Raw genomic sequence first — 23282 nt, forward strand, 5'->3', positions numbered from 1 at the left:
AGAACCGTGTTGGTCTCGACACGCCTCCGCCTAGCGGCTCCGGCGGCTCGACCAGCGGAGGGCTCGACCGACGGAGAGGCTCAGTAGATGTTGACGCCGTAGGCGTTGACGGCCTCGCGGACCGGCTGGAAGAAGGTGGTCCCGCCGGAGGAGCAGTCGCCGGTGCCGCCGGAGGTGATCCCGAGAGCGGTCGAGCCGGCGTAGAGCGGGCCGCCGGAGTCTCCCGACTCGGCACAGACGTCGGCCTGGATCATGCCGTGGACGGTGCCCGACCCGCGGTAGCGGACCGAGACGTCGAGTGCCTCGACCCGGCCGGAGCGTACGCCGGTGGACGAGCCTTCGCGGGTGACGCGCTGGCCGACCCGAGCGTCACCGACGGTGTAGCCGCCCGAGTGGGTGAGCGAGGAGTTGCCGTAACGCACCAGGGCGTAGTCGTTGCCCGGGAAGCTCGACTTGGTGGTCGGCCCGATCCGGGTGGTCTCGCGGGAGTTGGTGTACCACGTCCCCACCTCTTCGGCGCAGTGGCCGGCGGTGAGCAGGTAGTGGGTGCCGCCGCTGCGTACGTTGAAGCCCAGGGAGCATCGGATGCCACCGCCGTAGATTGCGTCACCGGCGCCGAGGAGCGGCTTGAACTCGCCCTTGGCGCGCTTGACCGTGATCGCGTCGGCATCGACCCCGATGGTTCGGGTCAGCCGGTTCAGCGCGTCGTCGGGGACGGCAGAGTCCGCGGTCACGACCACCTTGCCGGTGGCCTCGTCGGTGTACCACGCGATCCCTGCGAGGGCCGACCTGCTGACCGCGGAGTCGACCGCGGAGTGGACGGCCGCGAGCGCCTTCGCGCTGAGTTTCTCCTCCGGAGGTGCGGATGCCGCCGGCGCGGCTGCGGCGGTAGCCGCCAGCCCTAGCCCGACCGCTGCCGCAAGCAGACGGCTGCGTGACCTGGTGTACCCCATGCGTTCCTCCTGCGTGCCCGAACACGATCACAGTGAGTATGTCGTTGTCGGCACCTCCTCGCCAGTGCTGGGCAAAAAATCTTTCGTAACTGCAACGAAACCAGGCAACGCCACGGGGCGGAGTGGATCGATCGACCCACCCCGCCCCGCGGCATACCCGTGCTCTATCAGTAGATGGTGGCACCGTAGACGCTGAGCGCCTCGGTCACCGGCTGGAAGAAGGTCGTCCCACCGGTCCTGCAGTTGCCGCTGCCGCCCGAGGTCAGGCCCAGCGCCGTCGACCCGGAGTAGAGCGCGCCGCCGGAGTCACCGGGCTCAGCACACACGTTGGTCTGGATCAAGCCACTGACGGTCCCCTCGGCGTAACGCACGCTCGCGTTGAGCGCCGTCACGTAGCCGCTGTGGACACCGGTGGTCGAGCCGTCACGAGTCACGTACTGGCCTACCCGAGCGTTGCCCGCGGTGAAGCCGCCGCTCTTGGAGATCGACGAGCGGTGGCGGACGATGCCGTAGTCGTTGCCCGGGAAGCTCGAGCCGGCGGTCGAGCCGAGCAGCGTGGTCTGGGAGGAGTTGGTGTACCAGGTCGAGACGCCGTTGGTGCAGTGGCCCGCGGTCAGGAAGTAGTCCGCGCCGCTGACCTTGACGTTGAAGCCGAGCGAGCAGCGGGAGCCGCCGCCGTAGATCGCGTCACCAGGGCCGATGAGCGGGGTGAACTCGCCCTTGGTGTGCTTGACGGTCACAGCCTGGTCGCCCTGGCTCGTCTTCTCGGCAGCAGCCTTCTTGACCTTCGCGATCTCGGACGCGGAGACCGTCTCGTCGACGGTGACGACGACCTTGCCGGAGGCCGGGTCGGTGTACCACGACGAGCCGACCGGGGCGGACTCGTCGACAGCCGACCTGACCGAGGCGACCTCGGCCTTGCTGAACTCTGCCTTGCCGGATCCGGCATCCGCGGCAGCAGCCGGCACGGCCACAGCGGCGGAGGCCGCGAGACCCACACCTGCTGCGAGAGCGGCGATCGTGCGGGGACGGAAAGTGGTGCGATCGAACCTCATACGTCTCCTCCTGGGGGAATGGCCCGCTTGTTGCGGACTCCTGCACCCGAACCACGGGTTCCGTGGCTTACCGGGTACGGGTAACTGAGTTTCGTGTTCTTTCCTCGGCTGCGCAGCACATTCGAATCCCCAAGATTCTGCATTGCAACGACTGGCTCTTCGGCTTCTTGCAATGCAGCAACACGCACTTCTCCAGACTGCTTTCAGCATTTGCCCACCGAAGAGGATTGCGAAAGCATTGCGAAGTTGTAGGTGCCCGAGTCCTGGGCCGCGTACGGTAGGTATTTCGTGTTCATCTCGCTGCTCGAGCGAGGGATTCGGGCAGGAGATCGCCCGTCTTCCAAACCTTCGGCGTGGCGACCGGATAGATGGTAGACAAACCCCATGCCGTATCCGCCGCCCTCAGGCTCCCCCGGTTCGGGCGCGCCTGACGAGGAGCCGCAGAAGCAGCCTGCACCGTTCGACTACAACGAGCGCCTGATCGGGCTCTCCGTGGACGACGGCGGCGACCGGCCCGCGTTCAACGCCCGCAAGGAGCGCGCCGCGCGCGGTGGCCCGCTGGGCCAGGTCATGACCATCGCCGTGTCCCTCGCTCTCGTGGTGGTGTGCGGCGTGGTCGTCTACACGCTCTTCAACCGCGGGGACGACGCGGCCACGACCGCCGGAATTCCGACGGTGAGCGACGCGCCCTCGACCGGGGACGGACCGACCGACTCGGCGAGCCCCGACGGCGGGCGCTCCGACATCAGCGGCGAGTCCAGCGGCAAGCCCGGCTGGCCCGGGACGAGCTCACCGGGCGACCCCAGCGACGGCGCCACCTCGCGTTCGACCATCGGCCCCGAACGCCTCTCCAAGGCCGACGTCCCCCGCCCGTGGGAGTTCACCTACGGCGACGTCACGCTGAAGGCCCGTTACCTCAGCGGCAAGGACTACGCAGGCTGCAAGGCGACGCTCAAGCGCGTGGTCCGCGACCTCGGCTGCGACTACGCCGTCCGGGTCTCTTACAAGGCTCAGCAGAACAACGTGCGGATGACCCACTTCGTCTACGACTTCAGCACCGTCGAAGCCGCAGGGGCGGCCGCTGCGAAGATCGAGCCCAAGCACGTGATCCCGCCCACGGAGGCGTACCTGCCGGGCTACACCCAGGGCTGGTTCAAGGTGAAGGACTACGGCAAGTACGTCGTCTACACCATGGTCACCTCCACCGGCGCCATCACCGAGGCCAGGGGCAAGGAGTACACCTCCTACGGCAACACCGACCTCGGCGCGGAGATCCTCTTCCGGATGTGAGGCCGGATCAGGGGCTCGGCTGATCCGCTCCCGGCGGCGGCGCCTCGCTCGAGCCGCTCTCACCGGTGCCCGGCTGCTCCGTAGGCTCGGCGCTCGGCGTCTCCGACGCCGGGGCGCTCGGCTCCACCGGCACGGCGGGCTCAGACTGCTGTGGGGCCTGCGAGGGCTCGGTGGACGGGGTCGACGACGGCTCCGAGGTCGCGGTCTCGCCCGGCGCGGGATCCTGGCGCGGCTTGCGGTCGCGCTCGTTGGAGCCACCGCCGGTCACACCTGAGATCGTGGTTCGCTTGTCTTCGCCACCCACGATCGAGCTGACGCTGCGTCCGGCGACCAGCTCGACGATCGTGATCGCGGCGACCACGACCACGAACATCGCCAGCGAGGCCAGTCCGATCCGCTTCCAGGGCAGCGCGCGGAGACGCTCTCGCCACCCAGACCCAACCTCCGTGTCGCTGGACTCGTCGGGCGCGGCGGCAGCGATGCTCTCGGAGACGGACTCAGGAGTGGGCTTCGAACGGCCACGTGCGCCGGCGAGCCCGGCCGATCGCCAGCGGGCCAGCGCCTGGGCCCGGGCCACCTTCTCGCGGCTCTTCGCCAACCCCTGCGAATAGAGGTTGGTGCCGATCGTGGCCGCGATGCTGCCGACCGCGGCGCCCGCCAGGGTGCCCACGGCACCGAGCGTGGAGAGCAGCAGCGCGGAGGTGACCGCAGCGAGCGCGCCAGCGGTGGTCGCGAGCCAGTCGATGCCGGACCGCCTCGACTCCTGGAGATCGCTCCGATGATCACCGGAGGGTGCGCTGTCACTCATTCACTCCAGGTTAACGGGTGCCACCCGACGCAACCGGAGTCGCGTTGACGCAGGTCACCCTTGGCTCAGGTCACGCTCCAGAGCCGCGGCGCCGGACATCAGGGTCGAGACGAGGCTCGGCAGCGACGCCTTGTCGTAGCGGACGCTGGGCATGGAGATCGACATCCCGGCGACGACGTCACCCCCAGCGCCTCGGACGGGGACCCCGACGGCGACCACTCCACGCTCGGTGCGGCCGTCGTTGAAGGCGAATCCGCTGCGGCGTACCCGCTCGAGCTCGGTACGCAGCGCGTCGAGGTCCGGGCGGTCGGCCGGCTGATCGGCGTACCTGTCCCGGGAGTAGATCGAGGCGAGCTCCTCGTCTGCGATCTGAGCGAGCAGCAGGAGGCCGGCGGTGGTGCGGTGCGCGGGGAAGACCATCCCCTCGCGAGAGCCGACCTTGAGCGACTGCGGCGACTCGACCGAGGCGATGAACCGGCAGGTGTCCCCGGCGCGTACGGCGACGTTGGCGGACTCGCCGAGCAGGTCGACCAGGCGCTGCAGATGCGGCAGCGCCACCTGACGGAGCCGGGACGCGGTCGAGCGGGAGTGTGCGGCCAGCTCCAGCACGGGGCCTGCTCGGTAGACCTTGTCCTCGTCCTGGACCGCGAAGTCGCGGTAGACCAACATGGCGAGCAGCCGGTGGGCAGTGGAGCGGGCCACGTCGAGCCGAGCCGCTGCCTCGGAGACGGTCAGGCGACCTTCGACCTGAAGGATCGCCGCCAGCTCGAGCGCGTGGTCGACGCTGGTGATCGCGTACGGGGGCCGGGTCTTGATCGGCTTGTCCATCCCACCTCTTCCTGATCACACCAAACCAAGCATCTATCGCCTGGCTTCGCAGGAGATTCACGGACCTAGTTGTTCTATTGCACAGAATCATTTGTTCTGTCGGCACTGAACCAGCACTCTGTGACCATGACCATCCTGATCGACGCCACCCCGGCGCGTACGTTCGACGATTCCCGCCGCTGGATCACCGAGGGCACCGCCCTGCTGACCGGTGGCATCGACCGGCTCGAGCTCGCCGATTTCGACGGCGCCTCGCAGCTGCCGGGCTGGACCCGCAAGCACCTGATCGGCCACGTCGCCGCCAACGCCGACGCCCTCGGCAACCTGGTCTCCTGGGCGGAGACGGGCGTGGAGAAGCGGATGTACGCCTCCCCCGAGCAGCGCAACGCCGACATCGAGGCGGCTGCGACGCGACCTGCCGACGAGCTCCGGGCGTGGTATCTCCGCGGAGCCGAGGAGCTCGAAGAGGCCATGGACCGGCTGAGCCCCGAGCAGTGGGAGCACGAGGTGATCACCGCGCAGCTCGTCACCCGGAAGGCCGGCGACGTCCCGTGGATGCGTGTTCGGGAGGTCTTCGTCCACGCCGTCGACCTCGGCGTCGGGATCACCTTCGCGGACCTTCCCGACGACTTCCTGCTCGCGCTGGCCGACGAGATCCGTACGAAGCGGGCTCTCTCCGACGACGACCTGCGCGGCGTCACGGGGCCTCTGCCCGAGGTCGCCGCCTGGCTCGCCGGACGGCCGCACGGCCTGGTCGACGCGCCGGAGCTCGGCCCCTGGCTGTGACCGACGCCGGGATCAGCGCCAGCCGCCGAGCTTGTCCGGGTTGAGGACGATCCAGACGTCGGTGACCCGGCCATCGACGACCCGGAGGTTGGCGACACCGCGGTGAACGTCGCCCTCGACGAGCGTGAACCCGAGGCCGTCGGCGGTGGCCTCCGTACGGATCGTCCAGGTCGGCCGCTTCGTGAGCACGCCCAGCAGGAACCGGGCCACCTTCTCCGGCCCCTCGATCGGATTGAGGGCGGATCTGACTCGGCCACCACCGTCGGATCGGAGAGTGACCGACGGGTCCAGCAGCGACACCAACCGGCCGAGGTCACCGCCCGCGGTCGCGGAGACGAAGGCACGGACGACGTCGTCGTGCTCGGGCAGCGGGGCGACCTCGCCGCGCTGCTCGGCCACCCGGCGTCGCGCCGAGGAGGCGAGCTGCCGCACCGCCGCCGGGGAGCGACCGACCACACTGGCGATGTCACCGAACGGGACGGCGAAGATGTCATGGAGCACGAACGCGACCCGCTCGGCCGGGGTCATCGCGTCGAGCACGACGAGCAGCGCCGTGCTCACCGTGTCGTCCAGGGTCGCCCGGTCGGCCGGATCCTCGGGGGCGGCGAGGAACCCTGGCCTGACCGGCTCGGGCAGCCAGGACCCGACGTACCTCTCCCGGCGCGAATGCGCCGACTTGAGTACGTCGAGACAGATCCTGCTGGCAACGCGGCTCAACCAGCCGGCGGGGTTGTCGATCGCCGCTCGTTCGTCCTCCGAGAGGCGGTACCACCGCAGATAGGTCTCCTGGACCGCGTCCTCGGCCTCCTCGAGGGTGCCGAGCAGCCGATACGCGAGCGCGATCAGGCGACGACGCTCGACCATCGCGTCGCCCAGGTCGTCCATGTCGGTCATCGTGGCATCTCCTCCGGGTTCGTCCTGTGTGACGAGCCAGGCAGCGCGAATGTGAGGCTGCGACCTCACATTCCCCCGAGCCACCTCGTCAGTCCGGTGAGTGCCCGCGCTGTGGCGGGCCCGACCCGAAGGAACCCGATGCTCGCCCACGTGAACCTCACCAAGCTCTTCCCCGCTGCGTACCAGGCCCAGATGGCGGTCGAGGAGGCGGTCGAAGAGGCCATCACCGTCGCCGGCCTCGACCGGCTGACCGTCGATCTGGTCAAGCTCCGCGCCTCCCAGATCAACGGCTGCGCCTTCTGCCTGCGGATGCACACCGAGGACGCTCTCAAGAACGGCGAGACGACCGACCGCCTCGCCCTCGTCGCCGCCTGGTGGGAGTCGCAGTACTTCACCCCCGAGGAGCAGGCCGCGCTCACCATCGCCGAGCAGATCACCCGCATCGGCGACCTGCACACCGCAGCCGCTCCGAAGGTCGACGTCGAGAGCATCCTGGACGAGAAGCAGATCGCCGCCCTGACCTGGGTCGCGATCACGATCAACTCCTGGAATCGGATCGCCATCTCCAGCCACTACCCCGTCGCTCCCTGAGCGAGACGGGTTCGGAGGCGTAGGAGAGAATGGGGAATCACGTGGGAGTCTTTCTCCCACGTGATTCTTCACTCGCGCAGGGGGACCGATGAATACGCCGACACCGCCACCACCGCCGCCGGACGGCTATGGTGCGATGCCGCCAGCGCCGAACCTGCAGCCCGCGATCCAACAGCCTGTCCACCCGCCGAACGAAAATTCGTTCGGCCCAGCCGGGCCGCCGCCGCCCAGGCCCCGGTCGCACAACCCGTGGCCCCTCATCATCGGGATCGGCGCGATCGCCGGCGTGCTGATCATCGGCGTGATCCTCACGGCCGGCATCGTCCTCCTCAGCGGCGAGGACGATCCCACCGCCGGGCCGGGACCGCTGACCGTGACGGCGACACCGAGCACATCGCCTGATCCGTCGGCCACCGATCCCGCAGCCGGTGGGCTGGCCGCAGAGCTCTTCGAGGGCGACTGGAAGTTCAAGCTCGGCGACGTGAGCATGAACGCGACGTACGGGGCCTCCCAGGACTACCCGGACTGTGGTCCGATCGCTTCGGCGGCCCTGGACAGGAAGGGCTGCCGCTACGCCGCGATGGGGATCCACGACGCCGAGGGCGGCAAGGTCCGGATGCTCCGGATCGTCTACGTCTTCGGCAGCGAGGCGGAGGCCACGGCGGCCGCGAAGTCGGTCAAGGAGACCGACTTCGACCTACCCACCGGCAGCCTCATCGAGGACGACGTGATCGGAAAATGGGTCGCCAAGGACTCCTCCAAGGCGGTCGTCGTCGGCTTCGTGACTGCCCAGGAGGGCGTCTCGGAGAAGAGAGTCGACGACTATCTCCACTACGGCACCGCCGACATCGCGGGTGCACTGATCTTCATGGACCTGTGAGCACCCACCCACACTCCGGACGTCACTGAACCGTTCGGTCGGTGCCTGCGCCGCCGACGAGACGATCGCTGCCGGAGCCTCCGTACAGCCGGTCGGCGCCGTCGTTGCCGTAGATCCTGTCGTTGCCGGAATTTCCGTAGAGCAGGTCGTTGCCCCTGCCACCGTAGATCTGGTCGCTGCCCGCGCCACCCCAGATCGCATTGGCGCCGGAACCGCCCTTGAGTACGTCGGACTTCGCCGTGCCGCTGAGCCGCTCGACGCCACGCAACGCGTCCCGTCCGGCTCCGGTGGACTGCGGCGCAGTCGTCGCCAGCGAGACCGTCACCCGCGTGGCGCTGTCGTAGTAGGAGACCCGGTCGACGCCGCTGCCCGCTTCGACGACGTCGTTGCCGCCTCGGGGAGCGATCACGTCGTTGCCCGCGCCCGCGTAGATCGTGTTGTTTCCGTTGTTCCCGTAGAGGGTGTCGGAGTGGTTGGTGCCGGTGAGGTTCTCGAACTCCGTGATGGTCTTGTAGCCGGCCCCGACGGTGTTCTGCTGGGACCTCGCCAGGAGCGAGACCTTGACCGCCCTGGTGATGTTGGAGAACGTGATCCGGTCGGTGCCGGTGCCACCCAGTACGCGGTCCGTCCCCGTCCCGGGGAGGACGACGTCGTTGCCGCTGTCTCCAGCGATGTTGTCGTTGCCGGCGCCGCCGTCGATGAGATCGTTGCCGCCGCCGCCGAAGAGGCCATCGGCACCGGTCCCGCCGACGAGGGAGTCCTTGCCGTCGCGCGCTGTCAGCGAGTCGTTGCCGGTGCCACCGTCGAGCCTGTTGTTGCCCGCGCCACCGACGAGCATGTCGTTGCCGCCGTCGCCCCGCATCACGTCGGTCCCGTCGCTGCCGTGGAGGTAGTCGTCTCCGTCGCCACCGGTCATCGTGCTCGCAGACCCGTCGGGCGCCCACAGCTCGTCGTCGCCGACACCGCCGTGCATCGTGTCGACGCCACGACCGCCACGAAGGACATCGGCACCGTCGCCACCCTCGAGGATGTTGTCACCTGCGGTGAAGGACTCGTCCAGCCTGTCGTTCCCGGCGCCGCCGATCAGGCGGTCGTGACCGTCCCCGCCGGCGACCGTGTCGTCGTCGGCGCCGCCGTCGAGGCGGTCGTCGCCGCCGCGCCCGGCGAGGTCGTCGAGGCCCGCACCTCCGAGGAGCTGGTCAGCACCTTGGCCGCCGACGAGCCGGTCGTTCCCGGCGCCGCCGTCCAGCGTGTTGTCGCCCGCGCCCCAGTCATCCAGGCGGTCGTCGCCGTCGCCGCCGACAAGCACATCGTCGCTGGCACCTTCCAGGTCGCCGCCGTTGACCGTGTCATTGCCGGCCCCACCGTCGATGTGATCCGCCCCGTTGCCGCCCTGGAGGAAATCGGCGCCGTCTCCGCCGAGGATCGTCTTGGGATCCGTCCCTCCCGCCGCGATGTGGTCATCGCCGGCACCGCCGTCGAGAAGATCTCTGCCGTGCTCACCACCCAGGCTGTCGCGGCCGCCCTCGCCGAACACACGATCGTCGCCGTCGCCGTCGACGACCCAGTCGTCTCCCCAACCCGCGCAGACGACGTCGTTCCCGGCCCCGGCGACGATGGTGTCCGCGGCATCGGTGCCGCGGATGACGTCGTCACCGGAGGTTGCCGAGTCACCGGCAACCAGGTCGACCGTGACCGCCAGCCCCTGGCAGGTGCCGACCGCCGCGGCGGGGCTCGCCGACAGAGCAACTGCGGCGGCGGGGGCGATGAGAAGGCCACTGACGGCGTACGTTGCCAGGCTGAGACGCATGGGGACTCCCGTCCGAGTAGGTGGGTTCGCACACCTCCCGAAAGGCGCAGGACGGGAAGATAGCAGCGCTTCGCAGGTCCCGCACCGCCAATTCGTCGTGCCGAGCCGCTGACCAGGTTCCCTGGTCGTTCATCTGGGGTTTCGCGGGATTCGAACGCGTTTTGGTTGAGCGCACATGACTCGTGCCTACCGTTGAAGATGTGTCCCCCAACGCACCGTTCGCCTCGGGTTCCGCTTCGGACGGACCCGACCGGACCGACCCGCGATGGCGCGCCGGCGTCATCGCCGTCGCGCTCTGCGGCGTCCTCGCTGCCGGCCTCAGCTTCCTCGTGCCGACGACGGCGTCGGCAGGCCCGACCGTCAGGGTCGCCCAAGCCGAACCGGTCCAGCCAGGCTTCCAGCGCTTCGCCTGGCTCAACGCCTGGGCCGACCACCACACGGCACCCGGAGGCGCTGCTGCCGGCCGGCTCGACGGGGTGCCGCGGATGCGGATCGTGGTGGGTCACCTGCGGCGTACGCTCACCGACTTCGGGGTGCTCGCCGAGGTGGAGGCTCGACAGCGGGAGGCGTTCGAGTCCTTCGGCGGGGAGTTCGCCCTCGTCTCCACCCCCGATCCGACCGACGACGCGGTCTTCTACCGCCGCTCGGTGTTTCGGCTGGTCAGCAAGGACACGGTCACCATGTACTACCGCGACGGCGCGCGCGTCAGCGCACCGGTCGTGGTGCTGGAGGAACGTTCCTCGGGTCAGCGCGTCGGGGTCCTGCCGGTGCACTTCCCGGCGAGCCTCCCCTCGATCCCCGAGCAGAAGAGTTGGCGCGACCTGAACACCCGGATCGTCAAGGCCGTGGTGGCGCGCGCCGAGGTGCCGATGGTCGTCGCGGGTGACTTCAACCAGCGCAACGACATCCTGTGCGACCTCACCTCGCCCGGGACCGGTCTGGTGAGCCCGCTCGCGACGCACGACGGGTGCGCCGCCGCCCCGCGGGCACCGATCGACCAGGCGTTCCTCAGCCCGTCGCTGCGACCCGACCGCTACCGGGTCTACGCCGGGCCGTCGGCCCGTCGGGCCACCGACCACGCCGCGTTCTACCAGGTCAGGGTGCGGATCCCCGACAGCTTCTGAGCCCTTAGAAGTACGTCCGGACCAGGTCGGTCACGGTGTAGTCGAGATCCACGACCGGGATCAACCGCCACTTGTCGAACGCCGTGCACGGGTGGGAGATCCCGAAGCCGACCAGGTCGCCCGGCCTCAGCCCGGCGTCGGCGCGCAGGAAGGCGTGCTGGTCGCCCAGCTTCTCCACGGTGCCCTCGATCTCCTCCGCGGCGCCGCTGCCGTTGCCACCGCCGTTGCGCCGAACCGCGAGCGGGACGGGCAGCCCGTTGTCATAGGGCGCGTCTCGTCTGCCCATGCCCACGATCACCAGCCCCTCCTCGGGGGCCGAGAGCACCTGGGCCCAGATCTCGATGGCGGGTTCGAGGCTTCCCTCGATCCGGTTGAAGGGCGTCTTGTCGGCATAGAGGCTGTGGTCGTGGGTGATGTACGCACCGCTGCGGAGCACCTTGCGAGGTGTCATCCCGTCCGGCCAGCCCGTCGACCAGCGCTCGGCGAGCACGTCGAAGTAGGAGCTCCCGCCTGCGGAGACGATCGCATCAGCAGCGACCAGACCCTCGGTGAACAGAGTCGAGGCGAGCTCCTTGAGGCGGTCGAAGTAGTCACCGACAGCCGCCGCCGTCCCCAGCCCACCCTCGTAGCCGGCCACACCCGCCAGGAGTACGCCCGGCGTGGAGTCCACCACCCGCGCGAGCTCGACGGCCGCCTCGACGGAGCGGCAGCCGGTGCGCCCGCCCGGGAAACCCAGGTCGATCAGCACCGCCAGCGGCCGGTCCTCGTCGCCCACCAGGACCGAAGCCTCGGCCGCGGCCTCGACGCCCTCGAGCGAGTCGACCCAGTGCAGGTGGAGGAACTCCGGATCGGCCGCACGCTCGGAGGCGACCCAGCTCAGCGCGCTGTGGTCCAGGATCTCGTTGGCGACCAGGACCCGGCGTACGCCGGCGTGGCGGGCGACCAGGGCCTGGCTGGGTGAGGCGACGGTGATCGCCCACGCGCCGGCGTCCAGCTGGCGCCGATAGAGCGACGGGGCCATCGTGGTCTTGCCGTGCGGGGCGAGCAGCAGGTCGTGCTCCTCCGCGAAGGCCGCGAGGGTCGCGATGTTGTGCTCCAGCGCACTCTTCTTGAGCGCCATCACCGGCCAGGTGAACGAGCCGTCGAAGAGATTGCGGCCAGAGGCTGCGTACGCAGTGAGATCGACGGCTTCTGCTGGCACCCAGAAGCCCTTGTCCGCCCAGGTCACGTGATCATCCATCGGGACAGAACCTACCGACGGGCCAAGCGCGAGACACCGGGTTTCAAGAAAACGTGGAAATCCCCAGGGAGGTATCGACGTCGCTTATCGTGACGCCATGGCCAACCTCCGCGCAGCTCAGAGGGCGATGACTCGCCAGCTCCTGCTGGACGCGGCGATGGACCGGTTCGTCGCGAGCGGCTACGCGGCCACGACGATCGATGAGATCGCCTCGGCGGCAGGCACCACCCGGGTGACGTTCTATGCCTACTTCGGCTCGAAGTCCGAGGTCATCAAGGCCCTGATCGCCGAGCGCCTCGAGGAGGAGCTGGCCCAGCTCCGCTCCCCGCAGGGAAGCTCGCTCGGCGGCCTCGCCGATGCGGTGGCGGCCGGCACCCATGAGCAGCTGGGAGCCTGGATCCGGCAGGCCGTGGCCCAGTGGCCGGGGGTGCGTCCGATCATCACGATCGCCCGGGCCGCTCAAGCCGTCGATCCCGATCTCACCCACATCGTCGACGCGTGGACGGACGAGACGATCGAGGACGTCAGCGCGGGTCTGGACAAGGCGGGCCGGTTCGACGCCGACAGCCGTCGGCTCCGCGGCGCACTGGCGGTCGGCCAGCTCGACTACCTGTTCCAGCGCTGGGCAGACGGGTTCTGGGGTGTCGAGCAGGACCGTATGTGCGACCTCGTCACCGAGAGCTGGGTCATGCTCCTGGGCGACCCGGCCTGAGCCGGCGGGTCACAGGAACGTCTGGCCCTCGCCGCGGTAGGTCGGCGCGACGGTGATGATCGAGTCGCCCTCGATCAGCTGGAGGACGTCGAGCCGCTCGCAGACCTCACCGGCCTTGGCATGGCGGAACCAGACCTTGTCTCCGATCGCGAGCTGGGCGGCGGCATGCCCGCGCAGCGGCGTCTGGACCTCCCCGGCGCCTTCGGTTCCGACGTACTCCAGCCCGAAGGGGTAGGTCGGGGTCGGGACCCGGTCGTGCCCGGGCGGGCCGGAGGCGATCCAGCCGCCGCCGGCGACGGTGACGATTCCGGCCGCGGGGCGCCGGACGACACTCAGCCCGAAGTAGGCCGCCGGATGGGGCGTGAAGGCATCGTAGCGGTCGAAGAGGGTCGGCCCGTAGAGCCCGGACCCGGCCGCGATCTCGGTCACCGAGAGGTCGGCGCGGGTGGACTCGATCGAGCCCGTGCCGCCGCCGTTGACGAACTCGAGGTCCGCCAGCGAGCGCACGGCGGCGACGATCTTCCCGCGCCGCTCGGCGATCTCGGCGATGGCGGCCCTCTTCATCCTTCTGATGACGGCCGCGGGCGGGTTGCCGCCCAGCGGACGGTCGACGGCGCCGGCGACCTGACCCTCGTAGGCCATCAGCCCGACCAGCTGGAAGGCCGGATCCTCGGCGACGATCCGGGCGAGGGCGACGGCGTCCTCGGGCGTGCGCACCGGGGAGCGGCGGGCACCGAACCAGATGCGGTGCGCGATGACCAGGGCGGCGTCGAGGTCGATGGCGACGCGTACGGGAGCGGCCGGAGTACCGATCTCGGCCTTGACCAACGCCAACCCCTCGGCGCTGTCGACCATCAGCGTGATCCGGGCGAGCTTCTCCTCGTCGTTCGCGAGGGCCGCGAGCCCGGCGCGGTCCGCGGTCGGATAGCCGATCACGATGTCGTAGTGCGTCTCGGCCAGCCACAGCGCCTCGGCCAGCGTGAACGCCAGGATCCCCTCATATCCCTCGCGGGCGAGCACGCGGTCGATCAGCGCCCGGCAGCGTACGGACTTGCTCGCCACCCTGATCGGGGTTCCGGCGGCGCGGCGCACAAGGTCGTCGGTGTTGGCGTCGAAAGCCTGCAGGTCCACCACCCCGACGGGCCCGTCGAGGCAGGCGGTCGCGCGGTCGAGTCGTTCGTGCTGCTGGGCCGAGAGATGGTGGGAGCGTTGGATAGAGGGCTTAACCACGACGCACGTGTCTATGCCCCGCGCGGCACCCGCGTCAACGTCCTTCGGGCAACTGTTCCGCCCGGCGGCCAAAGCGTTGACCTCCCCGCCGACGTGGGCTAGGCGGCGGCCGGCTCCGGCTCGTCCTCGCGCGGGAAATGGGCCTGCTTGAAACGTACGGCCATCCTGGTCGACGGACCCATGCCGGCCGCGGCGACGACGATGATGGCGGCGATGACGACCCAGCCGGCGCCGCTGTAGAAGTCGGGATGCCAGCCCATGGCGAGGAACGTGAACAGCGCCGGGGCCCAAGCGCCGCCGAGCTGGCGGCCGATGCCGGCGACGCCTTGGTACTCACCGCGCCGGTCGGGGTCCATGAGCTCGGCCTGGAACGCCCACGAGGCGGAGCCGACGGCGAGCTCGGCGCCGGTCACGGCCACATGGCCGACCCAGACCAGGAAGATGGTGAGGAACCCGCGGGTGTCGTGGGTGACCAGCGTGATCGCGCACGCGGCGACGAAGAACGCACTGCTCCACCACACCCGCCGCAACGCGTCGCGGACGTTGCGGACGCCCTTCGAGGTGTAGGCCGGAAGGATGATGCACAGCACCGTGTTGGTGGCGAAGAGCCAGGCCAGGAGCCAGCGCGGCGAGTCGGTGTACTCGACCAGCCACAACGGGATCACGGTGTGCAGCAGCACCTGGTTGGACCACAGCGTGCCGGTGAAGGTCGTCACCAGCAGCCAGCCGACGTTGCGCAGCGCACCCGGCCCCGGCAGCTTCTCGACGATCTCGCCCGCGGCGCGACGTACGTCGTGGGGAGCCATCGGCAGCCGGGTGATCCAGACCGAGTTGGCGATCCCGATGGCCAGCGCGAAGAACGGCACGCCCCACTTGAGGACCGTGTCGGTCTCCATCGCGAGCGCGATACCGGCGATCAGGGCGCCGATGGTGAAGCCGAGGTTGAGGCTGGAGTACATGAACGCCTGGGTCTGGACCCGCTCCTTGTCGGGGAGGACATCGAGGACGTACGCATTCCGGCCGGCGCCGCCCGCGTTGTTGACCACCTCGAAGACGACGATGACGCACAGGTAGGCCCAGAAGCCGTGGATGAACGGCATGGTCGCGAACATCAGTGCGCTGATCAGCGCACTGATCGCCCAGACCCGCTTGGGACCGATCAGGTCGGCCAGCTTGCCCATCGGGTAGGCGGTGAGGAACGACGCGATCCCCGCCACCGTCAGGCCCACACCGATCTGCGCCGGGCTCAGGCCGACGAACGCGACCAGGTAGAACGCGGCCGCGGTGTTGAAGGTGCCGTCCCCTGCCGCGAAGAGCAGCGACTGCGTCGCCAACCGCCGCGACAACGGCGTCGGCGGGATCAGGTTCTTGAGGAAGGCTGGCATGCCTGGCACCGGCTGATTCCATCACTGCACCCGGGCCGTTGACACCTTGTTTTAGGCGAGACGTCACCCCCGTCGGCCGAGACGTCAGGCGCGTCGGCCGAGGTGGCATCGGTGTGACGCCTCGGGCGACGTACGTGACGCCTCGACTCAGGGGAAGCGGCGGGAGGCGAGGGCCTCGACGGCATCGCGGGCGGTGGCAGCGACGGCGAGGTCGACGTCGTTCTGGATCCGGGCCGTACGGTCGGAGTCGGTGAGGGCGGCGATGGCGACTCGGCCACCGGGGTGGGTGACGACGGCGATCTCGTGGCGCAGGGTGAGGAACCCACCGGTCTTGCCGGCGAGCTGGATGTCGTCGGCGAGGAGATCGGCGGCGATCCGATGGGTGAAGACCTGCTTGCCCATCGTCTCGCGCAGCATGGCGGTCGCCTCGGGCTTGGCGATCTCGTCCCGCCAGACCCGCTCGAGCAGGTCGACGCAGGCGCGCGGCGAGCCGACGGTGGCGCGGTCGACGTCGAGGGAGTCGATCACGTGCCGGCCGCCCGGGCGACGACCCTCGACCGCGAGCTGGGTGGCGAGGGCGAAGTCGTGGCCGGCGAGGCGGGTGGCGTAGTCGTACATCGGCTGCATCCGGTGGCGCACCCGCAGCCCCTCCACACCCCACTCGGCGAGCTGCTCGTCGACCTCGCGGGGCAAGACCTTGTCGAAGAGCGCATCGGCGGCGGCGTTGTCGCTGAGACTGAGCATCATCAGCATCAGGTCGGCGACGGAGCAGGTCACGTCGTGGGTGAACGCCGAGAAGCCGAAGGGCCCATAGCTCCGCCCGTCGGCGGTCAGCGTCACCTTCGCGGCAGGGTCGATCTCGCCGCGGGCGATCCGGTCGGCGACGACCAGGGCGAGCGGCACCTTGGCCACCGACGCCAGCGGCAGCTGGCGGTCGACGCCGACCCCGACCTCCTGACCGGTGTCGATGTCGCGGGCCAGGAACGCGATCCTGACCTGGAGGTCCCGGAAGCGCTCCTCGGTGGCCTCGGCGAGGTCGATCAGTCCTCGGTCGCTGCCGATCAGCGGGCTCATCCGCGCCCCTCCTCAGGTGCGCCGACGCACGCGCCGAGAAGGGCGAGCGCCTGCGCTCGCACCTCGCCTGCAGCCAACGGCCCCGGCACCGGCTGCAGCTCCGCCAGCCGATGACCGCGAGCCACCGGGTCGATGAAGGGCGACCAGCTCAGTCCGTACGTCACCGCCTCGTGTCGTGCGCAGACCATGGTCCCGCGCCCCGCCAGGGTCTCGGCCACCGCGAGCTGGTGCGGCGTACGACGCAGGGCGGTCGGGCCGATGCCCGCGCCGTCCGCCAGCCGCCGCAGCCGGCCGGCGGGGTCGTCCAGGTCTCGTGGGAGAGCCAGCACCTGCGTACGCTCCCCGCCTCTGCGGGGGCGCAGGGAGCCCAGTGACACCGGCGGCGGCGTGTCCCCGGTCGCGGCAGGCAGGTTCTCGGCGGGCCGAGTCGCGGCGCCGAGCGGGGTGACCCAAGTGGCCGCGTCGGGGTCGCACGCGTCGACCAGCCAGGCGGACGACTCGGGCGCCTCCTCGCCGTCGCTCGCGAGGCGTACCTCGACGCCTTCCGTCTCCAGCAGGGCGACCAACCGGGCCAGCGGGGCCGGGTCGCACCCGGACGGCACTCCGACCACGAAGCGCTCCCGGTCATGGCGGCGGATGCTCCGCAGCAGATGGTCGGCCTGGTCGAGGAGATGCCGGGCGCGCGGGAGCAGCGCGTGCCCGGCCGGGGTGAGCGCGATCCGACGGCGGCTGCGATCGAGCAGCTCGACGCCCAGCTCCCGCTCCAGCGCACGGAGGCGACGGCTGAGCAGCGGCTGGTCGACGCCCAGCTCCAGGGCGGCCTCCGAGACGCTCATCTCGTCGGCGACCGCGGCGAAGCCGCGCAGATGAAGCAGTAGGTCCACGCGTACAGGATGTCCGATCGGCCGCAGAACGTCCCATGTCACCAGCGCATACGTCCATGTCGGATCGTCCTTGGACGCCGTCGCCGCGGCGGCGGCACGATTCCCGCACCACCTCAGGAACGACCTCCAGCAAAGGACTCCCATGACTCACCCGAACCTCAGCCGCCGCGCCGTCCTGGGCGGAGCCGCCGCTGCGGCCGCCGTCGCCGCGACCGCAACTGCGACCGCCGGCGGTGGCTCGATGGCGTACGCCGCCGGCAGCGCCTCGATCGCCGCCCTCGAGCAGAAGCACGGGCGTCTGCTCGGCGTCTGGGCGAAGAACACCAGGACCGGACGCACGATCGAGCACCGTGCCGAGGAACGCTTCCCGATGCTGTCGACCTTCAAGACCCTGCTCGCCGCGCAGATCCTGCGAGACCTTCCCGCGCGTACGCTCCAGCAGCGCCTGACCTGGGACCCGAGCGACGTCGTCGCCAACTCGCCGATCACCTCGCTCACCACCCGCAACGGCCTGACGGTGGCGCAGCTCTGCGAGGCGACCGTCACCCGGTCCGACAACACCGCGGCCAACGTACTGATGCGTCTCGTCGGCGGGCCGGCCGGCGTCACCGCCTTCGCCCGCTCCCTCGGCGACGACGTGAGCCGCTTGGACCGCTGGGAGCCCGACCTCAACAGCGCGATCCCCGGCGATGTGCGCGACACCACCACGCCGCACGCGATCGCCCGGTCCTACACCAAGCTGCTGCTCGGCAACGCCCTCGATCGCAGGGATCGCGACCAGCTGACCACCTGGATGCTCGCCAACCAGTCGACCGTGACCCGGTTCGGTGCCGGGGTCCCCGCCTCCTGGCGCCTCGCCGACAAGACCGGCGGCGGCGAGTACGCCACGCGCAACGACGTCGGCGTCACCTGGACCCCCGACGGTGCCCCGATCGTCATCGCCGCGCTGACTCGCTCCGACGACGCCGCCGCAGTCCCCCTCGACACGCCGCTCGCGGACATCGCGACAACGGTCTGCTCCGAGCTCGCCTGACCCGCGACGGCGGCCACGCGACGTGTAACACGTCGTTTGTAGGACTACTCGCCCGTTATAACGACCGGATAGACCTACAAACGACGTGTTACACGCCCGGCGTCGGCCTGAGCTCGGCCAGCTCAGGCTCCGTACACCTTCTCCGGCACCGGCGCCTGCGCGAGGAGCTTGCGCAGCGCCGGGCCGACGTCGGCGGCCTCCCACCGGGCGCCGGCGTCGGCCGAGGGGCCGTGGGCCCAGCCGTTCTCCACGGTGATCTCGGTCCCGTCGATCTCGATGACCCGGCCGGTGATGTCACGGGCGTCCTCCGAGGCGAGCCAGGCGACGACGGGGCTGTTGTCCTCGGGGAGCGCCATCGCGGAGGTGTCGAAGGCACCCTCGGTCATCCGGGTCTTGGCGACGGGCGCGATCGCGTTGACCGTGACGCCATGACGAGCCATCTCGGCGGCGGCGACGAGCGTCAGCCCGGCGATCCCGGCCTTGGCGGCGGAGTAGGTGCCCTGCCCGATCGAGCCCTGCAGGCCCGCGCCGGAGGAGGTGTTGATGACCCGAGCGGCCCGCTGGCGGCCCTCCTTGGACTCCGCCCGCCAGTACGCACCCGCGTGCCGCAGCGTCGCGAAGTGGCCCTTCAGGTGCACCCGGATCACCGCGTCCCACTCCTCCTCGGAGGTGTTGACGAGCATCCGGTCGCGTACGAATCCGGCGTTGTTCACGAGGATGTCCAGACCGCCGTACGCCTCGATGGCCTGTCGCACCATCGCCTCGGCAGCCGCGAAGTCAGCCACGTCGGCGGAGTTGGCAACCGCCTCCCCACCTGCGGAGACGATCTCCTCGACCACCTGCTCCGCGGGAGAGTCGCCGGTGCCCTCACCCGCCAGAGAGACGCCGAAGTCGTTGACGACGACCTTCGCGCCGTGGCGGGCGAGCTCGAGCGCGTGCGCCCGGCCGATGCCTCGCCCCGCTCCGGTGACGATCGCGATCCGGCCTTCGAGCAGTCGAGCCATGGTGGCGTCCCTTTCCAGTCTTGCGTTCAGAAACCAAGCAACTGCTAGGCTACCAAGCAATCGCTAGGTTAGGAACGGTCCATGGGCATCTCCACCGAGGTCACCGACGAGCAGATCGCCGTCGTCACGATGAACCACCCACCGGTCAACGCGCTGCCGGTGAAAGGCTGGTTCGAGGTCGCCGACGCCGTCACGACCGCCGCCCACGACGGCGCCCGGGTCGTGATCATGCGCGCCGAGGGCAAGGGCTTCAACGCCGGCGTCGACATCAAGGAGATGCAGCAGATCGAGGGGTTCGAGGGCATCCTCGGCGCCAACCGCGGCTGCTACGCGGCCTTCAAGGCGATCTACGAGTGCCCCGTCCCCGTCATCGCCGCGGTCAACGGCTTCTGCCTCGGCGGCGGCGTCGGCCTGGTCGGCAACGCGGACACGATCGTGGCCAGCGACGACGCCTTCTTCGGCGTACCCGAGGTCGACCGCGGAGCCCTCGGCGCCGCCACCCACCTGAGCCGGCTGGTGCCACAGCACATGCTGCGTACGCTCTATTTCACCGCTCAGACCATCACCGCCCAGCGCCTCCACGAGCTCGGCTCCGTCCACGCCGTCGTCCCCCGCGAGGAGCTCGACGAGGCCGCCCTCGAGGTCGCGCGCCAGATCGCCGCCAAGGATCCGCGGGTCATCCGCGCCGCCAAGGCCGCGCTCAACGGCATCGACCCGGTCGACGTCAACGCCTCCTACCGCTTCGAGCAGGGCTTCACCTACGAGCTCAACCTCGCCGGCGTCGCCGACGAGCGCCGCGACGCCTTCGTGAAGGAGGGGCGATGACCACCGCCCCCACCTTCCGTACGCCGCTGACCGAGCTCACCGGGGTCGACCACCCCATCGTCCAGACGGGGATGGGCTGGGTCGCCGGCCCGCGTCTCGTCTCGGCCACCGCCGAGGCGGGCGCGCTCGGCATCCTGGCCTCGGCCACGATGACCCTCGACCAGCTCGAGAAGGCGATCGTCGAGGTCAAGGGCCGGACCGACAAGCCTTTCGGCGTCAACCTCCGTGCCGACGCCTCCGATGCCCCGGACCGCTGCCGGCTTCTGATCGACCACGGCGTCAAGGTTGCGAGCTTCGCGCTGGCCCCCAAACCCGAACTCATCAGCAAGCTCAAGGAACACGACGTCGTCGTGATGCCGTCGATCGGCGCGGCCAAGCACGCCAAGAAGGTGGCTGGCTGGGGTGCCGACATGGTGATGATCCAGGGCGGCGAGGGCGGCGGCCACACCGGCGCCGTCCCGACCACCCTGCTCCTCCCGAGCGTCCTCGACGCCGTCGACATCCCGGTCGTCGCCGCGGGCGGCTTCTTCGACGGTCGCGGTCTCGCCGCCGCACTCTCCTACGGCGCGGCCGGCATCGGCATGGGCACCCGGTTCCTGCTCACCGCCGACTCCGCGGTCCCGGAGGACGTACGCCGCCGCTATCTCGACTTCGGCCTCGACGGCACCGTCGTTACGACGAAGGCCGACGGCATGCCGCATCGTCTGCTCCGCACCGAGTTCATCGACACCTTGGAGAAGGAAGGGGCGACCGCGAAGCTGCTGCGGACCCTCAAGCGCACGCTCCAGTTCAAGGAGATGTCCGGTTCGAAGTGGTCGACGCTCTTCAAGGACGGTCGCGCGATGGTCCACGGCGGCGACCGGACGTGGGCCGAGGTGGTCCTGGCCGCCAACACCCCCATGCTCCTCCGCGCCGGGCTCGTCGAGGGCGACACCAACGCCGGCATGCTCTCCAGCGGCCAGGTCGTCGGCCTCCTCGACGACCTCCCCACCTGCGAGGAGCTGGTCGACCGCATCGTCGCCCGGGCCGCCGACCGCCTCAAATATCTGGACGAGGCCCGAATCTGAACCTCAGGGTGGACCCATGACGATCGAGGTTCGCGCGGCAGAGGTCTTCGACGACGTACGCACCCTTGTCGGCCCCAAACGCGACGACGCCAGCGTCTGCTGGTGCCTGAGCTACCGGATCCCCTCGACGGTCAACAACAAGATGCGCGGCCAGGAGCGCGGGGAGTTCGTCCGCGACCTGCTCGCCTCCGGGCCGCTCGGCGTGCTGGCCTACGAGGGCGACGAGCCGGTCGGCTGGGCCGCCGTCGCCCCGCGTGCGGACACCACCTTCGCCCGCAACCGGAAGATCCCCCACGTCGACGACCTGCCGGTCTGGTCGGTGTGGTGCATCCGCGTCCGGCCGGGCTACCGCGGCAAGGGCATCTCGCACGCGCTCATCGAAGGTGCCGTCGACTTCGCGCGCGACCGCGGCGCTCCGGCCATCGAGGCCTACCCGCTCGACAACCAGGGCGCCAAGGTCGACGTGACGATGGCGTACGCCGGGATCCGCAAGAACTTCGAGGCCGCGGGCTTCACCTGGGCCGCCGACACCACCTCGGTCCTCGCGGGCCACCCCCGCATCCTGATGCGGCGCGACCTGAGCTGAGGCCCCGGTTGGCCCGGATCGGTACAGTGGACGTCGTGAAGGACGAGACGAGCCGCGTGCGCGTAGCGCTGGTCGCACTTTTCACGCTGATGCTCCCGGCGCTGCTGAGCGTCGACCTCGAGCACGCGGTGCTGACCATCGCGGTCTCGACCGCGCTCGCGGCGCTGGCGGTGGGAGCGCTCCACAACGCCGGATCGTTCGCCCTGGTCAGGGCACGTTCGACGGTCCGTCGGGACGTCTCCGACGGACCTCGTCATCTGGCTGCCCGGGTCACCGACCCGGTGTGCTCCCCGTGCCGCCCGCGCGCTCCTGAGCAGTTCTGACCGCTCGCCCACCGGCGAGCTCCGTCAGGCCTACCCACTCGTCTCAGGAGCACACCCATGTCCGTTCTCGCCCCGCTGTCGCATGCCCTCGCGGCCGTCCTCGCTGGCGCCCACCACGTCCTCTCCGCCATCGGCCCCAACGCCAGCTGGCTGCTCGCCATCGCGGCCCTCGTGGTGCTGGTCCGGCTCGCCCTCCTGCCGCTCACGGTCCGCGGCGTACGCCACGCCCACGCCTCCGCCCGGGCCCGCCCACAGCTACAGTCGCTGACGAAGAAGTACACCAAGAAGAACTCCTCCGGCAGCCCGAGCCAGGCCGACGTGATGGCGATGATGGCGGAGCGGCGCAAGATCAACGAGGAGCACGGCGTACCCCGCTTCGCGATGCTCGCCGCTTTCGCTCAGCTGCCGATCTTCCTGGCGCTCTACCACCTGCTCTCCGACGTCAGCCGGGACACCGCGGTCGGCGCGATGAGCGACTCCCTGGTCGCCTCGCTCGGGGCGGCGACCTTCCTCGGCACGCCGCTGACCGGCCACGGCTACCTCTCCGGCGACACAGCCCATCTGGTCATCACCCTCGGCCTCGCCGCGACCGCCGCCCTGGTCAGCTATCTCAGCCAGCGGCTGTGGGTCCTGCCCAACATGGTCATGGCCGACATGCCCGAGACGATGGTGCGCGTCCAGGAGCTCATGCCGGTCATCTCCGCCGCCGGCATGCTCCTCGCCGGCAGCAGCGTCCCCCTCGCCCTGCTGGTCTACTGGGTCATCAGCGGTCTGTGGACCGCCGGCCAGGCCGCGGTCATCCACCGCTGGTTCCCCACCCCCGGCTCCCCCGCCGCTGAGCGCCGAACGCTGAAACTGCAGCCGGCCTGACCCAGCCGGCGCGGGAGCTGTGAAGCTGAG

General features: G+C 70.0%; 24 protein-coding genes. 12 read left to right on the forward strand and 12 right to left on the reverse strand.

Features of this window, described 5'->3' with window-relative positions:
• Positions 1–80: 80 nt before the first annotated feature.
• Both H5T77_RS03075 and H5T77_RS03080 read right to left on the reverse strand, forming a co-directional pair.
• Complete coding sequence (locus tag H5T77_RS03075) at positions 81–953, reverse strand: S1 family peptidase (RefSeq protein ID WP_292644868.1); 873 nt, start codon at positions 951–953, stop codon at positions 81–83.
• Between the two features lie 167 nt (positions 954–1120).
• The gene (locus H5T77_RS03080; RefSeq protein ID WP_292644870.1) at positions 1121–2008 is read right to left on the reverse strand and encodes a S1 family peptidase; all 888 of its coding nucleotides are present in this window, start codon (positions 2006–2008) and stop codon (positions 1121–1123) included.
• A gap of 384 nt (positions 2009–2392) precedes the next feature.
• Between H5T77_RS03080 and H5T77_RS03085 the strand changes: the two genes are divergently transcribed.
• Positions 2393–3298 (forward strand): hypothetical protein, encoded by a 906-nt coding sequence (locus tag H5T77_RS03085; protein WP_292644872.1) that lies wholly within the window; start codon positions 2393–2395, stop codon positions 3296–3298.
• 7 nt (positions 3299–3305) lie between these two features.
• Here H5T77_RS03085 and H5T77_RS03090 read toward each other — a convergent pair whose 3' ends face one another.
• Positions 3306–4106 carry a hypothetical protein gene (locus H5T77_RS03090; protein ID WP_292644875.1) on the reverse strand — a complete coding sequence of 267 codons (801 nt, stop codon included), beginning with the start codon at positions 4104–4106 and terminating at the stop codon, positions 3306–3308.
• A 54-nt stretch (positions 4107–4160) separates the two neighbouring features.
• On the reverse strand, positions 4161–4934 hold the full coding sequence (locus tag H5T77_RS03095) for an IclR family transcriptional regulator (protein WP_292644877.1): 774 nt from the start codon (positions 4932–4934) through the stop codon (positions 4161–4163).
• 126 nt (positions 4935–5060) lie between these two features.
• Here H5T77_RS03095 and H5T77_RS03100 point away from each other — a divergent pair, with 126 nt between their 5' ends.
• Positions 5061–5720: a maleylpyruvate isomerase family mycothiol-dependent enzyme gene (locus tag H5T77_RS03100; RefSeq protein WP_292644880.1), complete on the forward strand. Its 660-nt coding sequence runs from the start codon at positions 5061–5063 to the stop codon at positions 5718–5720.
• A 12-nt stretch (positions 5721–5732) separates the two neighbouring features.
• Here the strand turns inward: H5T77_RS03100 and sigJ are convergent, their stop codons facing one another.
• Positions 5733–6614, reverse strand: coding sequence for an RNA polymerase sigma factor SigJ (gene sigJ, locus H5T77_RS03105; RefSeq protein WP_292644883.1), 882 nt, complete (start codon positions 6612–6614; stop codon positions 5733–5735).
• A 138-nt stretch (positions 6615–6752) separates the two neighbouring features.
• Between sigJ and H5T77_RS03110 the strand changes: the two genes are divergently transcribed.
• Both H5T77_RS03110 and H5T77_RS03115 read left to right on the forward strand, forming a co-directional pair.
• On the forward strand, positions 6753–7205 hold the full coding sequence (locus tag H5T77_RS03110; RefSeq protein ID WP_292644886.1) for a carboxymuconolactone decarboxylase family protein: 453 nt from the start codon (positions 6753–6755) through the stop codon (positions 7203–7205).
• An 88-nt stretch (positions 7206–7293) separates the two neighbouring features.
• Complete coding sequence (locus tag H5T77_RS03115) at positions 7294–8085, forward strand: hypothetical protein (RefSeq protein WP_292644889.1); 792 nt, start codon at positions 7294–7296, stop codon at positions 8083–8085.
• A gap of 22 nt (positions 8086–8107) precedes the next feature.
• On the opposite strand, the gene H5T77_RS03120 is transcribed toward H5T77_RS03115, so the two are convergent.
• Entirely contained in the window at positions 8108–9895 is a 1788-nt protein-coding gene (locus tag H5T77_RS03120) for a calcium-binding protein (RefSeq protein ID WP_292644893.1), read from the reverse strand.
• Between the two features lie 200 nt (positions 9896–10095).
• On the opposite strand from H5T77_RS03120, the gene H5T77_RS03125 reads away from it, so the two are divergent.
• Positions 10096–11019 (forward strand): endonuclease/exonuclease/phosphatase family protein, encoded by a 924-nt coding sequence (locus tag H5T77_RS03125; protein ID WP_292644896.1) that lies wholly within the window; start codon positions 10096–10098, stop codon positions 11017–11019.
• Between the two features lie 4 nt (positions 11020–11023).
• On the opposite strand, the gene H5T77_RS03130 is transcribed toward H5T77_RS03125, so the two are convergent.
• Positions 11024–12259 carry an alanine racemase gene (locus H5T77_RS03130; protein WP_292644898.1) on the reverse strand — a complete coding sequence of 412 codons (1236 nt, stop codon included), beginning with the start codon at positions 12257–12259 and terminating at the stop codon, positions 11024–11026.
• A 97-nt stretch (positions 12260–12356) separates the two neighbouring features.
• Between H5T77_RS03130 and H5T77_RS03135 the strand changes: the two genes are divergently transcribed.
• Complete coding sequence (locus tag H5T77_RS03135; protein ID WP_292644901.1) at positions 12357–12971, forward strand: TetR/AcrR family transcriptional regulator; 615 nt, start codon at positions 12357–12359, stop codon at positions 12969–12971.
• Positions 12972–12980: 9 nt separating this feature from the next.
• On the opposite strand, the gene H5T77_RS03140 is transcribed toward H5T77_RS03135, so the two are convergent.
• From H5T77_RS03140 to H5T77_RS03155, 4 genes are all read right to left on the reverse strand, one after another.
• Positions 12981–14201 (reverse strand): amino acid deaminase/aldolase, encoded by a 1221-nt coding sequence (locus H5T77_RS03140; protein WP_292644903.1) that lies wholly within the window; start codon positions 14199–14201, stop codon positions 12981–12983.
• Between the two features lie 98 nt (positions 14202–14299).
• A complete protein-coding gene (locus H5T77_RS03145; RefSeq protein ID WP_292644906.1) occupies positions 14300–15586 on the reverse strand; it encodes an MFS transporter in 1287 nt (428 codons plus the stop codon).
• 147 nt (positions 15587–15733) lie between these two features.
• A complete protein-coding gene (locus H5T77_RS03150) occupies positions 15734–16660 on the reverse strand; it encodes a serine hydrolase (protein ID WP_292644909.1) in 927 nt (308 codons plus the stop codon).
• Positions 16657–17544 (reverse strand): LysR family transcriptional regulator, encoded by an 888-nt coding sequence (locus tag H5T77_RS03155; protein ID WP_366816606.1) that lies wholly within the window; start codon positions 17542–17544, stop codon positions 16657–16659. Before H5T77_RS03155 ends, H5T77_RS03150 begins: the two co-directional genes overlap by 4 nt.
• Positions 17545–17686: 142 nt before the next feature.
• Here H5T77_RS03155 and bla point away from each other — a divergent pair, with 142 nt between their 5' ends.
• Positions 17687–18577, forward strand: a complete 891-nt coding sequence (bla, locus tag H5T77_RS03160) for a class A beta-lactamase (protein WP_292644913.1) — start codon at positions 17687–17689, stop codon at positions 18575–18577.
• Positions 18578–18699: 122 nt separating this feature from the next.
• On the opposite strand, the gene H5T77_RS03165 is transcribed toward bla, so the two are convergent.
• Positions 18700–19581, reverse strand: a complete 882-nt coding sequence (locus H5T77_RS03165; RefSeq protein WP_292644916.1) for an SDR family oxidoreductase — start codon at positions 19579–19581, stop codon at positions 18700–18702.
• An 81-nt stretch (positions 19582–19662) separates the two neighbouring features.
• On the opposite strand from H5T77_RS03165, the gene H5T77_RS03170 reads away from it, so the two are divergent.
• Genes H5T77_RS03170 through yidC form a run of 5 tightly spaced genes read left to right on the forward strand, consistent with a single transcriptional unit; the run spans position 19663 to position 23252 of the window.
• Complete coding sequence (locus tag H5T77_RS03170) at positions 19663–20406, forward strand: enoyl-CoA hydratase family protein (protein ID WP_292644919.1); 744 nt, start codon at positions 19663–19665, stop codon at positions 20404–20406.
• Positions 20403–21473, forward strand: a complete 1071-nt coding sequence (locus H5T77_RS03175; protein ID WP_292644922.1) for an NAD(P)H-dependent flavin oxidoreductase — start codon at positions 20403–20405, stop codon at positions 21471–21473. The genes H5T77_RS03170 and H5T77_RS03175 overlap by 4 nt, the downstream gene beginning before the upstream one ends.
• A gap of 16 nt (positions 21474–21489) precedes the next feature.
• Positions 21490–22059, forward strand: a complete 570-nt coding sequence (locus H5T77_RS03180) for a GNAT family N-acetyltransferase (RefSeq protein WP_292644924.1) — start codon at positions 21490–21492, stop codon at positions 22057–22059.
• A gap of 35 nt (positions 22060–22094) precedes the next feature.
• The gene (locus tag H5T77_RS03185) at positions 22095–22382 is read left to right on the forward strand and encodes a hypothetical protein (RefSeq protein WP_292644926.1); all 288 of its coding nucleotides are present in this window, start codon (positions 22095–22097) and stop codon (positions 22380–22382) included.
• A 57-nt stretch (positions 22383–22439) separates the two neighbouring features.
• Positions 22440–23252: a membrane protein insertase YidC gene (gene yidC / locus H5T77_RS03190; protein ID WP_292644929.1), complete on the forward strand. Its 813-nt coding sequence runs from the start codon at positions 22440–22442 to the stop codon at positions 23250–23252.
• Positions 23253–23282: the final 30 nt, after the last annotated feature.

The sequence above is a fragment of the Nocardioides sp. genome (assembly GCF_014360585.1).
In the GTDB taxonomy this organism is placed as follows: Bacteria; Actinomycetota; Actinomycetes; order Propionibacteriales; family Nocardioidaceae; genus Nocardioides.

Coding starts and splice junctions, on each gene's coding strand:
- H5T77_RS03145 (WP_292644906.1), bottom strand. CDS start 15,586: ATGCCAGCCTTCCTCAAGAACCTGATCCCGCCGACGCCGTTGTCGCGG.
- H5T77_RS03115 (WP_292644889.1), top strand. CDS start 7,294: ATGAATACGCCGACACCGCCACCACCGCCGCCGGACGGCTATGGTGCG.
- bla (WP_292644913.1), top strand. CDS start 17,687: ATGACTCACCCGAACCTCAGCCGCCGCGCCGTCCTGGGCGGAGCCGCC.
- H5T77_RS03130 (WP_292644898.1), bottom strand. CDS start 12,259: ATGGATGATCACGTGACCTGGGCGGACAAGGGCTTCTGGGTGCCAGCA.
- sigJ (WP_292644883.1), bottom strand. CDS start 6,614: ATGACCGACATGGACGACCTGGGCGACGCGATGGTCGAGCGTCGTCGC.
- H5T77_RS03110 (WP_292644886.1), top strand. CDS start 6,753: ATGCTCGCCCACGTGAACCTCACCAAGCTCTTCCCCGCTGCGTACCAG.
- H5T77_RS03170 (WP_292644919.1), top strand. CDS start 19,663: ATGGGCATCTCCACCGAGGTCACCGACGAGCAGATCGCCGTCGTCACG.
- H5T77_RS03090 (WP_292644875.1), bottom strand. CDS start 4,106: ATGAGTGACAGCGCACCCTCCGGTGATCATCGGAGCGATCTCCAGGAG.
- H5T77_RS03165 (WP_292644916.1), bottom strand. CDS start 19,581: ATGGCTCGACTGCTCGAAGGCCGGATCGCGATCGTCACCGGAGCGGGG.
- H5T77_RS03075 (WP_292644868.1), bottom strand. CDS start 953: ATGGGGTACACCAGGTCACGCAGCCGTCTGCTTGCGGCAGCGGTCGGG.
- yidC (WP_292644929.1), top strand. CDS start 22,440: ATGTCCGTTCTCGCCCCGCTGTCGCATGCCCTCGCGGCCGTCCTCGCT.
- H5T77_RS03095 (WP_292644877.1), bottom strand. CDS start 4,934: ATGGACAAGCCGATCAAGACCCGGCCCCCGTACGCGATCACCAGCGTC.
- H5T77_RS03120 (WP_292644893.1), bottom strand. CDS start 9,895: ATGCGTCTCAGCCTGGCAACGTACGCCGTCAGTGGCCTTCTCATCGCC.
- H5T77_RS03135 (WP_292644901.1), top strand. CDS start 12,357: ATGGCCAACCTCCGCGCAGCTCAGAGGGCGATGACTCGCCAGCTCCTG.
- H5T77_RS03150 (WP_292644909.1), bottom strand. CDS start 16,660: ATGAGCCCGCTGATCGGCAGCGACCGAGGACTGATCGACCTCGCCGAG.
- H5T77_RS03180 (WP_292644924.1), top strand. CDS start 21,490: ATGACGATCGAGGTTCGCGCGGCAGAGGTCTTCGACGACGTACGCACC.
- H5T77_RS03080 (WP_292644870.1), bottom strand. CDS start 2,008: ATGAGGTTCGATCGCACCACTTTCCGTCCCCGCACGATCGCCGCTCTC.
- H5T77_RS03175 (WP_292644922.1), top strand. CDS start 20,403: ATGACCACCGCCCCCACCTTCCGTACGCCGCTGACCGAGCTCACCGGG.
- H5T77_RS03085 (WP_292644872.1), top strand. CDS start 2,393: ATGCCGTATCCGCCGCCCTCAGGCTCCCCCGGTTCGGGCGCGCCTGAC.
- H5T77_RS03100 (WP_292644880.1), top strand. CDS start 5,061: ATGACCATCCTGATCGACGCCACCCCGGCGCGTACGTTCGACGATTCC.